This is a genomic window from Bacillus sp. BR3(2024), assembly GCF_039134555.1.
Taxonomy (GTDB): Bacteria; Bacillota; Bacilli; order Bacillales; family Bacillaceae_G; genus Bacillus_A; species Bacillus_A cereus.
In genome coordinates this window covers 5,134,367-5,146,943 of the sequence record NZ_CP152433.1, presented here as the reverse complement: position 1 = coordinate 5,146,943, position 12,577 = coordinate 5,134,367, and the positions used below count along the sequence as shown (strand labels likewise).

Here is a 12,577-nt window from a genome sequence, read left to right as displayed (position 1 = left end):
CATATGACAGAGAAAAAGAAAAAAATCGGTTTTAATATCGTGAAAAATGATTCAACAGATGGACATGGTGGATTTGGTGTTGGAGCATTAAGCTTAGAAAACATTTCACCCGTATTTGTTGATGTACTAGAGAAGACTGCATTCGTTGATATCGGTGCGATGCATGCGCGTAGTACAGTAGAAAAAGGTATTAAGTTTTTAACAAATAAAGATGAAGTTCCAAATGGAAAACCATTTTGGCTTGTTTGGGTAACAATTGAAAGAACTGCGACAGGTGCGTATTACGCAGGTGTAACAGCTTGTGAAATGACAGTTGACCGTGAGATTCGCCGCGGATATAAATCACTTCCAGAACACGTAAATAAAATGGATAAATCATTGAAGCGTCACATTATGGTTGACCATATGGATGAATCATCTAAAAAGGTACTTGGTACGTTCTTGAAAGAACATAATGAAGCGATTTGGAACGAATCTAGTGAAGAATTGCGCCGTGCATTATTAAGTGAATAAAAAATAGCTGACGGATGCCCGTCAGCTATTTTTTTTACCAAGGAAGATATTTTTTCCACCAACTTGTTTTTTTCTTTTCTTCAGTCGTTTTTTCAAATTCTTCTTTATCATCGACGTGATCCATACAATATTCAGTCGGTTCGGTACCTTTAGCGAAATACATTTTCACAGAAATAGGACAATTTTTTGTAGCAATTTTACCGTTCTCTGGATTGATATTAACCGCTACGACGTCACTTGGTTGTTTAAATTCTTTTTTAGGCTGTCCATCTAAGCCTTTCTCCATCGTATCAGTCCATATTTTCTTCGCATACCCCTGTTCTGCTACGTTTGAAATAGATTTAGGTTGATCATATCCGACCCATACACCTGTTACGATTTGCGGAGTAAATCCGATCATCCAACTATCCGTTTCAGTAGAACCAGATTTGCCGGCATATGTTCTTGATAATTTTGATAACATCGATTGGCCAGTTACAGCAGCATAACTGCTTAGTTTCTTATTAAACATACCAGTCATCATTTCTTCCATTACAAACGCTTTGCTCTTGTCGAGAACTTGTTTACTCTCTAAATGAGCATCGTATAATATATTTCCTTCATGATCCATAATGCGGCGAATGAAAGTAGGTTTTACTTCTTTTCCACCGTTTGCGAACATGCTATAAGCGTTAACCATTTCAATTGGTTTTACTGGTGATGTACCGAGAGCTAGAGAAGGCACATCTTTTAATGCACTTTTAATTCCAAATTGTTTCGCTGTTTTTGCTAGCGTGTCATCTCCTAAAAACAAATTCGTTTTCACAGCATAAATGTTATCAGAGACTGCGAGAGCTTGTGCCATCGTTACGAAATCATCTGCATAATAATCTTTATAGTTCTTCGGTTTATACTTTGAAACGCCGTCACCTAGGGTGAATACAGTATATTCGCTTTTTAAGCGCGTAGCAGGCGTGAATCCTCGTTCTAATGCCGCATAATATAGAAATGGCTTAAATGTAGAACCAGGCTGACGAACGGCTTGTGTAGCCCTGTTAAATTGACTCATATTATAATCAGTTCCACCAACAAGAGCAGCCACTTCACCTGTCGTTGGATTCATAGAGACGAGAGCAGTTTGTATGTTTGTTGTGTCAGGTATATGATCTTTTACAGCTTGTTCTGCTACAGCTTGTAGTTTAGGGTCTAGCGTTGTATAAATTCGTAAGCCACCTCGTTGTAAAGCTTGTTCGTCTAATCCAACATCACGAAGAAGCGAAGCTTGCACAGCATCTTGGAAATATGGTGCGACCTCTGCTACTTTTTTTGTATCTAATGAGGCAAAAGTTAGTGTCTCTTTCTTCGCTAAGGTTGCTTGTTGCTTCGTAATATATCCTTGCTTCACCATTTCATCTAATATGAGAGCTTGTCGTCCTTTAGCGCGATCCTCTTTCAAAAAGGGAGAATAGACACTTGGCCCTTTCGGGATACCTGCCAGCATACTAGCTTCTGCTAATGTTAACTCTTTTGCCGTTTTATCGAAATATAGACGGGACGCAGCTTCGATGCCATAAGCGCCATGTCCGTAATAAATTGTATTTAAATATCCTTCTAAAATATGATTTTTATTATAGTTTACTTCAAGGCGGATAGTGTACATTGCCTCTAATAATTTTCGTTTCCACGTTTTATCATGATCTAAATACAGATTACGCGCGTATTGTTGTGTAATTGTACTAGCTCCTTGTACCTTTGCCATCGCTTTTAAATCAGCAACAATTGCACCTGCAATCCGTTTCACATCGAAGCCGTGATGTTTATAAAATCTTTGATCTTCAATAGAAAGGGTCGCTTCTTTTACATAAGGTGAAATTTCATTAAGAGAGACATTGTAACGTTTTTGAATTTCGTTACTTTGTCCAATAACAGTATCATCGTTTGCGTAAAAGACGCTTGTTTGCGGGACCGCAACAGGAGGAGGTCCCATAATTTTTGCAACTATAATAATAACAAAAAAAGAAAAAACGAAGAAAAGGACGCACGAAAACATTGCGGTGAAGAAAAGACGTTTATATTTTTTAAGTTTTGGATTCATAGTCTGATCCATCTTTTTTCAGCCCCTCATTAATACAAGCGTTATTGTATTAGTATTGAGGGTTTTCGTTTATTTTAAACAATGAAATTTCGAAAATAAAAAGCTCCTTCCATTAAGAAAGGAGCTCAAAGGCACGTGCTGGCCAATCGGTAATGATGACATCTACACCATAATCAATCATAGTTTGTAAATCTTTGTATTCGTTAATTGTATATGGACGGAAAACATATCCTTGCTCTTGTGCTAACTGCACAAATTCTTTCGTTAATAACTGGAAGGTTGGATGTAATCCACTTGCTTCTCTATGTTTTGCTTCGGAAATTGGATCAGTAAGTGGTGTATCATATAAAATTGCTCTTGGGATTTCAGGAGCAATTTCTGCTAATAATGAAACAGAGTCATGGTTAAATGATGAAAATACAATTTGATTAGAAAGATGATATTCACGCACAAGTGCAACAGCTTTTTCCTCAATATTTGGGTAATGAATAACATCTGTCTTTAATTCAATATTTAGTTGTAAGTTCGTTGTGGAAAGCCAAATGAAAACCTCACGCAACGTTGGGATTTTTGCTTCATGGAAAGAAGGGTCTTTATAGCTACCAGCGTCCAATAATTGTAGTTCCTCTACCGTTTTTTCAGAAACAAGTCCAACGCCATTTGTTGTACGATCGACGGTTTCATCGTGAATTACGACAAGTTCACCATCTTTTGATAAGTGGACATCGAGTTCAATTCCGTGAGCACCAATGCGTTCTGCTTCTTGGAAGGCAATCATCGTATTTTCGGGATGTGTTCCTTTTACTCCGCGGTGAGCGAAAATAAGTGGTTTACTCATGTGAAATTCTCCTTATTATCTCTTTTCTTTTATTATGAAACTGCTTTAGGGAAAATACAATTGAATATGACAAACATTTACAAAAGTCTAACAGTTGCAGAAAAGTTAACGTTAACGTAAAATGTAATAATCAAGTGAAGGGAGGAATAAACATGTATAAAATTGATGAAGTAACAAAGCAAGTCGGTTTAACAAAACGTACACTTCGTTATTATGAGGAAATTGGTTTAATTCATCCCCCAGAACGTAGTGAGGGAAATATCCGTCTGTATACGGATGAGGATATTGCCAGAATTAAAAGAATTGTAGAAGCGAAAGAAGTGCTAGGAATCACACTTCAAGAAATGCAGCATTTCTTATCACTAAAAGAAAGAATGGAGCAAAGAAGAAATAGCGAAAATCCTCGTGATCGTGAAGTGATTCAAGAAATTAAAGATATGCTTGAAAAACAAGTGCAAACGTTAGACGAAAAAATGGAGCAAATGCAACGTGTAAAGGCAGAACTAGAAGATAGTTTACATCGTGCAGTAACATTTTTAGAGAGCACAAAAGGAGAGTAATCAAAATGGAGAGCAAACAAAAACTAGGGAGATTGATTACAGTGGTGGCTACCTTCCTTGCCTTTTCGGGTATAGGAGTAGTCGACCCAATTTTGCCGATTATTGCAGAGAAAATTGGTGCATCGCATTGGCAAGTTGAAATGTTATTTACCGCTTATATTTTAACGATGGCAATTATGATGTTACCAGCTGGTATATTTGCATCGAGATTTGGTGATAAACGGATGATGACAATCGGTCTTGCGATTGTGACTGTATTTGCGTTTATATGTGGTATGTCACAAACGATTGCTCAATTATCTCTTTTCCGCGCTGGATGGGGATTAGGGAATGCGATGTTCTTCGCGACGGCGATGACTTTATTGATTGCATTAAGTAAAGAAGTTCATGAAGCAGTAGGATTATACGAAGCAGCTATCGGCTTAGGTATGGCTGGCGGACCGTTATTAGGCGGGATATTAGGTGGTCATTCTTGGCGTTATCCGTTTTTCGCGACGAGTATTTTAATTTTCTTAGCATTTATTTTAGTATTCTTTTTTGTAAAAGAACCAGAACGAAAAGTGAAGCGTAAGGCTGCTGGCGTAGGGGAATTACTTAACCTGGTGAAGTATAAACCATTTATGCAAGGTGCCATTTCAGGGATGCTATACTACTACGGATTTTTTGTCGTGTTAGCATATTCACCACTTATTATCCATTTATCAGCTATTCAATTAGGCTTTGTATTTTGCGGATGGGGACTCGCGTTAGCTTACGGTTCTGCAATTTTAGCACATAAGCTAGAAGGGAAATATGAACCAAAAACATTATTGAAGGGTAGTTTACTCGTATTTGCGATTTTCTTAATTGCATTATTCTTTGTGAAAATTATGTGGTTACAAATTACTCTTATCGTTTTATCAGGATTGGCGTCTGGCTTAAACAATGCATTATACACAAGTTATGTAATGGATATTTCACCTTATGAAAGATCTGTTACGTCAGGTGTTTATAACTTTGTTCGTTGGTTAGGTGGTGCGATTGCTCCGATTTTATCAGGAATTATCGGTCATACTGTTTCACCACAAAGTCCGTTTTTAGTAGGTGGAATTGTGGTGTTAGTTGGTTGTATTATGATCCTAATTCCAATTCGTAAACCAGTAGAAATAGAGACAAAAGCCCTTTCTTAAGAAAGGGTTTTCTTTCCTTTTACGGTGCAAACCCTTTCCGCACATATGTTAGAACCCTCTGACTAAAATATATTTTCGGTATTTTTGTACTTTTAACTATACATTTTGGATGTTTTGTTTTATTTTTGTTAGGGGACATTAATGATGTCCCTATTATAAATTTGCATTGAAAGGCGTGATTGTACGATGGAACTATGGTTCACTGAAAAACAAACAAAACATTTTGGGATTACGGCGCGTATTAACCGCACATTACATACGGAGCAAACAGAATTCCAAAAACTTGATATGGTTGAAACGGAAGAGTTCGGAAACATGCTTATTTTAGATGGCATGGTTATGACAACAGAAAAGGACGAGTTCGTTTATCACGAAATGGTAGCGCACGTACCTTTATTTACACATCCAAACCCTGAAAACGTATTAGTTGTTGGTGGCGGTGATGGTGGTGTTATTCGTGAAGTGTTAAAACACCCAAGTGTAAAGAAAGCAACTCTTGTTGAAATCGATGGAAAAGTAATTGAGTACTCTAAACAATACTTACCATCAATTGCAGGCGCATTAGATAATGAGCGTGTAGAAGTAAAAGTAGGAGACGGTTTCCTACATATCGCAGAAAGCGAAAATGAATACGATGTAATTATGGTAGATTCTACTGAGCCAGTAGGACCAGCAGTAAACCTATTTACAAAAGGCTTCTACGCTGGAATTTCAAAAGCGTTAAAAGAAGATGGTATTTTCGTTGCACAAACGGACAACCCTTGGTTCACACCAGAGTTAATTACAACTGTGTTTAAAGACGTAAAAGAGATCTTCCCAATCACTCGTTTATACACAGCAAACATTCCAACTTACCCAAGTGGTCTTTGGACGTTCACAATTGGATCTAAAAAACATGATCCATTAGAAGTAAGTGAAGAGCGTTTCCACGAAATCGAAACGAAATACTACACAAAAGAATTACACAATGCAGCATTCGCATTACCGAAATTTGTTGGCGATTTAATTAAGTAAGAGAATTGTATCAAACAAATAAAGTGTAAGTAGCTCATTTAAGGTGTTTGTCCAGAAGACTTGAACATGCTAGCTACTTACACTTCTGTAGAGAAAATCGTCTTCTTGTTGTTAAAAAGAAGACCCGGTAAATCGAGAAAGAGGAGCAATTCGCTCCAAATTTGAGAAATAGTGAAAGGTTGGGATACCTTAAGTTCCACATAAGGAGGAAAAGAATATGCGTTTTGATGAAGCTTATTCAGGTAAAGTATTTATTAAAAGTCATCCAAGTTTTGAAGAGTCAAAGGTAGTTATTTATGGGATGCCTATGGATTGGACAGTAAGTTACCGTCCGGGATCTCGTTTTGGCCCTGCACGTATTCGTGAAGTATCAATCGGTCTTGAAGAATATAGCCCGTATTTAGATCGTGAACTAGAAGAGGTAAAATATTTTGATGCGGGTGATATCCCATTACCATTCGGAAACGCACAACGCAGCTTAGACATGATTGAAGAGTATGTATCAAAACTTTTAGATGCCGATAAGTTTCCACTAGGTCTCGGCGGTGAGCACCTAGTGTCTTGGCCAATTTTTAAGGCAATGGCAAAAAAATATCCGGATTTAGCAATCATCCACATGGATGCTCATACTGATTTACGTGAATCGTATGAAGGGGAGCCTTTATCCCACTCTACACCAATTCGTAAAGTGTGTGATTTAATTGGTCCGGAAAACGTATATTCTTTCGGAATTCGTTCTGGAATGAAGGAAGAATTTGAATGGGCGAAAGAAGTAGGTATGAACTTATACAAATTTGACGTATTAGAACCGTTAAAAGAAGTATTACCGAAACTTGCTGGCCGCCCAGTCTATGTCACAATCGACATTGATGTATTAGACCCAGCTCACGCTCCAGGAACAGGAACGTTAGAAGCTGGCGGTATCACATCTAAAGAATTATTAGATTCCATCGTAGCAATTGCAAATTCAAATATAAATGTAGTTGGAGCAGACTTGGTAGAAGTAGCTCCAGTCTACGACCATAGTGATCAAACACCAGTCGCAGCAAGCAAATTCGTGCGGGAAATGCTGCTCGGTTGGGTGAAATAAAAGTGAAGCCGACTGTTTAGGCCCGGTGGCTAAGGTTCTTTCCTGCAAAAGGCGCTTTTTGCCTCCAAGGAAGAAGCGAAGCCACCGATCATTCTAGCCGCTGTAGCTAGATAAAATAAGAGCCCTCTATATGATTAGAGGGCTCTTATTTTTTCGTTATGTGTCGGTAAGTCGATATATTAAAAAAATCGCTGATATAATTCGAGTTGCGCCGATATATTAAAAAAATCGCCGATATAATTCGAGTTGCGCTGATATATTAAAAAACCGCCGATATAATTTCATTTACTGTTACGCGACACAAAAAAGAGCTATTCCTAAACGATGGGAATAGCTCTTTTTCTTATGCAACCTTCTCTTCCGAAGTAACTCCGCGAATTTCATCAGCAGAGCGGATTGGATATTTACGGAACACAATAGATCCGATGTATCCGACAATAGTGGTAACGATTCCACATAATATAGCAGCAATTGTTACTTTTACAACGTCATTAAATCCGAATAAGACAAGAAGTCCTGGGATTGGTGATGCTGTTCCTGGTGCATTATTAACGAGCTGGAACAGAGAGGTAATAATACCAGCAAGTGCACCGCCAACGAAGTTTGTCGCATAAATTGGAATCGGATTTGCTGAAACAACATCGGCTTGTGTTAAAGGCTCGATTGCTACAGCAATTGTATCTTTCTTTGAACAAATTTTTAAGCGTTTAAAGAAAATAAAGTTCATTGGGGCTGAAGCTGCTACAGCCAGACTACCAATTGCCATTGGTAAACCTGTTAATCCAAGCATTGCAGTTAGTGCCATAGAACTCAGTGGAGAGGTAGAAATAACTGTTATTAATCCACCAAGCATAATACCCATAATGATAGGACTTTCTGTAGTTGCAACTGAAATCATAGAACCGATTTTACCAAGTGTGGCGTTAACGAGCGGATCCATAAGCATTGCCATTCCGCGTGAGATTGGTGCAGCGATAAATAGGATTGCTAAAAATTCCACACCAGCTGGTAATTTCTTTTCGAGAAATTTCACGACGAAGGCACAAACGTATCCAGCGAAAAATCCTGGTAAAATACCAAATCCACTAGTAGCGATACCAATTAAAACAGCATATACGGGGGAAACACCGATTGCTAATGCGACTAAAATCGCTGCTGCGACACCGCTCATACTACCGGAAGCTTCTCCTACTGATTGTAAAAAGTCATTATGAAACATTTCTCCACCTATATAACGGTGAAATGCTTCAATAAGAAAACTTGCAATTGCTGCATTAGCTAAAGCGCCCATCGCCTTCATTCCGTAAGGCGCACGGTAACTGAAAAGTGTAAATAGACAAAGTACAACAAGTAATAGTGCTAAACCTTGCAAGATAGCCATTTGAAAACTGTCTCCTTTGATTTTTGTAATAAAAATTCGTATCATTCAATAATAATATAAAAGTGTATGAAACGGAAAAATTTTTTCTTGGGAACTGGTTGTAAGAAAAAATCCCTTACAATAATGTAAGGAAAGTGTAAGACTTTTAGATAGAGTATAGTATGCTCTTTTCCGTATAATACAAGTATAGATATAATACTAGCGAGAAAGAAGTGCAAACAGGAGGTTCATGTATGAAATTGGTAATTAAAGTTTTAGCTGTATTCGCCATTATTCTAGGTGGAACAGCGTATTATTTGAACACAAAAACAGAAGGTGTACATGCTTTTGTAGACAACTTCTTTTCAAATAAAGAAATACAAGATTATTATGCGGTTATAGATAAAGGTGAGAAAAAAGACGGAGAATACTTGTATACTTTTAAAGGATATACAGAAGATGGAAAGTTACAGGTTATTAAAAGAATGATGAACCGTGAATTGCATACGGGGGCGTTTATAAAAATTTATGCAAAAGGTATGCAAGGAAAAGGATGGGCTGAAATCCCGAAAGAATCCATTCCGCAAAAAGCGTTGGAAAAAATAGAAAAACCATAAAAGGAGCGACTCATTCGCTCCTTTTTTAGTACGTTAAAATAGTGATAGATGTCTTCTCTTTGTGAGAAATAATTTTTGCACGTCCACCAATTGGAAAAGTGAAAATCGGGGTTGTATGCCCGAAACTTGCGTTTGCAATGATAGGGATATGTGCAAGTTCAGGTTTTGAAGCAATCATTTCTTGAATGTCTTCTATCGTACATTCTGCACCTTTTTGCATCTTTCCTATAACGATTCCCTTTATGTATTCAAAACCTTGCTGCTGCATAAGGGAATGTAAATAACGATCAAAAGTTTTAAGAGTAGATGTTCCAGTTAAACTATCTTCTTCAATAAATAAAATTTTCTCCTTTAAATTTGGCATATATGGTGTACCTTGCAGTAAGTTAAATGTGCTCATATTGCCACCGATAATATCTCCCGTAGCTTCTCCTTCTTGAATTGAAACATATCCTTCATTGTTAATAAATTCTCGATTTTCCTGATCTATATACCAAGAATCATCGCTCCATGTTTCAGATGAAAGGACTTCAATAGGCTCATTAGAAGTTAAGCACTTTAAAAAGTAATCGGTTGTATACCCGAGCCCTTTCTCCATTCCAAACGAAGAGAAATGGGGTCCTGAGTATGTAACAAGCCCTGTTTTTGCGTAAATTGCATTATTTAAGGCAGTAATATCAGAATAACCACAGAAAAATTTCGGGTTTTCACGAATTAAATCATAATCGAGATGTTTCAATAAACCATTTGAGTTGTATCCGCCAAGTGTAGTCAAAATAGCTTTTACATTAGGGTCTCGAAATGCTTCATGGAGGTCTTGAATGCGGGAAGAAATAGAGGAGGAAGCAAATCGATCTATCTCATCAGCATATTTTGAGAATGTAACTTGAAAGCCCATGTCAGTTAATCTTTTTATAGCAAGTTTTCTATTTTCATTTGAAACAATACTTAAACTACACGATGGTGAAATCACTCGTATTTCAGCACCCTTTTTTAACTTTGTTGGTATCACTACATTCACCCCTTTAATTGAAAGAATATTTAGATTTAAAAAATATTTTATCATATGAAATAAAGTAGAAGTGAATTATTTTTTGAAATGGAGTTTTCCTGATTTTTCAGCAGACAGACAGAGTCTTTTTTTGATATGATAGGAAAAGTGATTTATTATAAGTAGTATTTAATATCTATAACATTTGAAAGGTGTGCAAGACGTGGAGAAACAACTTGCAGGCTTGCCGGTACACGTTCATTTCGTAACAGAAATCCGTGAAGGGGCGAGGAAGGAAACCGTTGCTTTTGAAGCAAATGGTCAATACTATGTAAAAGGTCAAGGTACATATGTAACATTCCAGGAGCCGAACGAACAAGGCGAAGTGAAAACAATTATTAAAATTCAAGATGAACAAGTTCTCATTATGCGTTCAGGTGCTGTTTCTATGCGTCAGACGCATGCGAAAGGTGAATGGACAACTGGTACGTATACGAGTGAACTTGGTACGTTTGCATTGCAAACAAAGACTGATAACGTTCTTTTTAAATGGTCGGATGAAAAGAAAAAAGGACAACTCTTCTTAACGTACGCATTGCTTCTAAGTGAACAAGAAGCTGGCAGATATACTATTACAATTAATTTGAAGGAGGCAAAATAATGAATTCCTTAGAACAGGTAAAAGGATTGATTAAAGAAGAAATTCAGGCTGCTGTATTAAAGGCAGAATTAGCGACAGAAGAACAAATTCCAAACGTTGTATTAGAATCTCCAAAAGATAAAACAAATGGTGACTTCTCTACAAATATGGCAATGCAACTTGCACGCGTTGCGAAAAAAGCACCTCGTATGATTGCAGAAGAACTAGTTGCAAACTTCGATAAAGCAAAAGCTTCTATTGAAAAAATCGAAATCGCTGGTCCTGGTTTTATTAACTTCTATATGGATAATAGCTACTTAACAGATTTAATTCTAACAATCGTAAACGCTGGTGAAGCTTACGGTGAAACGAATACTGGTAAAGGTGAAAAAGTACAAGTTGAGTTCGTATCTGCGAATCCAACAGGTGACCTTCACTTAGGACATGCACGCGGTGCGGCAGTAGGTGACACTTTATGTAACCTATTAGCAAAAGCAGGATACGATGTATCTCGTGAGTACTACATTAATGACGCTGGTAACCAAATTCATAACTTAGCTCTTTCTGTTGAAGCTCGTTACATGCAAGCTTTAGGCTTAGAAAAAGAAATGCCAGAAGACGGATACCATGGTGCGGATATCATTGGAATTGGTAAACGTTTAGCAGAAGAATTCGGTGATCGTTATGCGAAAGCTGATGAAAAAGAAAGCTATGAATTCTACCGTGAGTACGGTTTAAAATATGAATTAGCAAAACTTCAAAAAGACTTAGAAAGCTTCCGCGTTAAATTTGATGTATGGTTCTCAGAAACATCATTATACAAAAACGGGAAAATTGATCAAGCACTTGCTGTATTAAAAGAGCGCGATGAGATCTTTGAAGAAGACGGTGCAACTTGGTTCCGTTCAATGACTTACGGTGACGATAAAAACCGTGTATTAATTAAAAATGATGGTTCTTACACATACTTAACGCCAGATATCGCGTATCATCGTGATAAATTAGAGCGTGGTTTCGATAAGTTAATTAACATTTGGGGTGCTGACCATCACGGTTATATTCCACGTATGAAAGCTGCTATTCAAGCACTTGGTTACGATAAAGACACGCTTGAAGTAGAAATCATCCAAATGGTACAACTATACCAAAATGGTGAAAAAATGAAGATGAGTAAGCGTACGGGTAAAGCAGTTACACTTCGTGAGCTTATGGAAGAAGTAGGCGTGGACGCAATGCGTTACTTCTTCGCAATGCGTAGCGGTGACTCTCATTTAGACTTCGATATGGACTTAGCTGTATCAAAATCTAATGAAAACCCAGTATACTATGCACAATACGCTCACGCTCGCGTATGCAGCATCCTTCGCCAAGGTGAAGAATTAGGATTAGCTACAGGCGGAGATGTGAACTACAAACTTGTTACTTCTGAAAAAGAAGTAGAGTTACTGAAAAAACTTGGTGAATTCCCAGCGGTAGTTGCGGATGCAGCACAAAAACGTCTACCACACCGTATTACAAACTATGCATTTGAATTAGCAGCAACATTACACAGCTTCTACAATGCAGAAAAAGTATTAAACCAAGATAATTTAGAATTAAGTAAAGCTCGTTACGAGTTAATGAAAGCAGTACGCACTACACTTCAAAATGCATTAGCAATCGTAGGAGTATCTGCACCAGAAAAAATGTAATTAAGAAAAGCGGAAGCGGA

The 12,577-nt window shown here is 37.5% G+C and carries 12 protein-coding genes; 8 read left to right on the top strand and 4 right to left on the bottom strand.

Going from position 1 to position 12,577, the window contains the following annotated elements:
- Positions 1-3 precede the first annotated feature (3 nt).
- Positions 4-513 (top strand): YwhD family protein, encoded by a 510-nt coding sequence (locus V7S45_RS26530; protein WP_000136678.1) that lies wholly within the window; start codon positions 4-6, stop codon positions 511-513.
- Between the two features lie 34 nt (positions 514-547).
- Here V7S45_RS26530 and V7S45_RS26525 read toward each other — a convergent pair whose 3' ends face one another.
- Positions 548-2,599 (bottom strand): PBP1A family penicillin-binding protein, encoded by a 2,052-nt coding sequence (locus tag V7S45_RS26525; RefSeq protein ID WP_000372958.1) that lies wholly within the window; start codon positions 2,597-2,599, stop codon positions 548-550.
- Positions 2,600-2,699: 100 nt separating this feature from the next.
- Positions 2,700-3,425, bottom strand: a complete 726-nt coding sequence (locus V7S45_RS26520; RefSeq protein ID WP_025687500.1) for a glycerophosphodiester phosphodiesterase — start codon at positions 3,423-3,425, stop codon at positions 2,700-2,702.
- Positions 3,426-3,577: 152 nt separating this feature from the next.
- On the opposite strand from V7S45_RS26520, the gene V7S45_RS26515 reads away from it, so the two are divergent.
- The 4 genes from V7S45_RS26515 (at position 3,578) to speB (ending at position 7,258) form a co-directional block, all read left to right on the top strand.
- Entirely contained in the window at positions 3,578-3,985 is a 408-nt protein-coding gene (locus V7S45_RS26515) for a MerR family transcriptional regulator (RefSeq protein WP_000276560.1), read from the top strand.
- A 5-nt stretch (positions 3,986-3,990) separates the two neighbouring features.
- Entirely contained in the window at positions 3,991-5,154 is a 1,164-nt protein-coding gene (locus V7S45_RS26510) for an MFS transporter (protein ID WP_342761599.1), read from the top strand.
- A gap of 186 nt (positions 5,155-5,340) precedes the next feature.
- A complete protein-coding gene (speE, locus tag V7S45_RS26505) occupies positions 5,341-6,168 on the top strand; it encodes a polyamine aminopropyltransferase (RefSeq protein WP_000424696.1) in 828 nt (275 codons plus the stop codon).
- 217 nt (positions 6,169-6,385) lie between these two features.
- Positions 6,386-7,258 carry an agmatinase gene (gene speB, locus V7S45_RS26500; RefSeq protein ID WP_001209831.1) on the top strand — a complete coding sequence of 291 codons (873 nt, stop codon included), beginning with the start codon at positions 6,386-6,388 and terminating at the stop codon, positions 7,256-7,258.
- A gap of 343 nt (positions 7,259-7,601) precedes the next feature.
- On the opposite strand, the gene V7S45_RS26495 is transcribed toward speB, so the two are convergent.
- Entirely contained in the window at positions 7,602-8,639 is a 1,038-nt protein-coding gene (locus tag V7S45_RS26495) for a PTS sugar transporter subunit IIC (RefSeq protein WP_000996319.1), read from the bottom strand.
- A gap of 233 nt (positions 8,640-8,872) precedes the next feature.
- On the opposite strand from V7S45_RS26495, the gene V7S45_RS26490 reads away from it, so the two are divergent.
- Positions 8,873-9,235 (top strand): YxeA family protein, encoded by a 363-nt coding sequence (locus V7S45_RS26490; RefSeq protein ID WP_000779921.1) that lies wholly within the window; start codon positions 8,873-8,875, stop codon positions 9,233-9,235.
- A gap of 25 nt (positions 9,236-9,260) precedes the next feature.
- Here V7S45_RS26490 and V7S45_RS26485 read toward each other — a convergent pair whose 3' ends face one another.
- On the bottom strand, positions 9,261-10,247 hold the full coding sequence (locus V7S45_RS26485; RefSeq protein WP_088343981.1) for a S66 peptidase family protein: 987 nt from the start codon (positions 10,245-10,247) through the stop codon (positions 9,261-9,263).
- Between the two features lie 202 nt (positions 10,248-10,449).
- Between V7S45_RS26485 and V7S45_RS26480 the strand changes: the two genes are divergently transcribed.
- Both V7S45_RS26480 and argS read left to right on the top strand, forming a co-directional pair.
- On the top strand, positions 10,450-10,887 hold the full coding sequence (locus tag V7S45_RS26480) for a DUF1934 domain-containing protein (RefSeq protein WP_000414865.1): 438 nt from the start codon (positions 10,450-10,452) through the stop codon (positions 10,885-10,887).
- Positions 10,887-12,557, top strand: a complete 1,671-nt coding sequence (gene argS, locus V7S45_RS26475; protein ID WP_342761598.1) for an arginine--tRNA ligase — start codon at positions 10,887-10,889, stop codon at positions 12,555-12,557. Before V7S45_RS26480 ends, argS begins: the two co-directional genes overlap by 1 nt.
- The last annotated feature ends 20 nt before the right edge of the window (positions 12,558-12,577 follow it).